This window comes from Duganella sp. sic0402 (genome assembly GCF_019219065.1).
Classification (GTDB): Bacteria; Pseudomonadota; Gammaproteobacteria; order Burkholderiales; family Burkholderiaceae_D; genus Rugamonas.
In genome coordinates this window covers 1-283 of record NZ_JAHUWK010000044.1, presented here as the reverse complement: position 1 = coordinate 283, position 283 = coordinate 1, and the positions used below count along the sequence as shown (strand labels likewise).

The following is a 283-nucleotide window of genomic DNA, read 5'->3' as shown; positions in this document are numbered from 1 at the left end:
AGGACGTTGATAGGTCAGGTGTGGAAGTGCAGTAATGCATTAAGCTAACTGATACTAATTGCCCGTACGGCTTGTCCCTATAACCTTGACGGTTATACGCATTTACTCTTGATGAGTTAATACCCCATACTTTACTTCTTCCCGATTGCGCAGTGTCGCTCAGAACAGCGGCACTGCCTACAAGTCAAAGCTTGATGACCATAGTAAGTCGGTCCCACCCCTTCCCATCCCGAACAGGACCGTGAAACGACTCTACGCCGATGATAGTGCTGCAACCAGTGTG

At 48.8% G+C, this 283-nt stretch carries 2 rRNA genes; both read left to right on the top strand.

Annotated elements, in window-relative coordinates:
* A 23S ribosomal RNA gene (locus KW842_RS27240) occupies window positions 1-79 on the top strand; the annotation flags it as partial.
* 111 nt (window positions 80-190) lie between these two features.
* Window positions 191-283: ribosomal RNA gene (gene rrf / locus KW842_RS27235) — 5S ribosomal RNA — on the top strand; the annotation flags it as partial.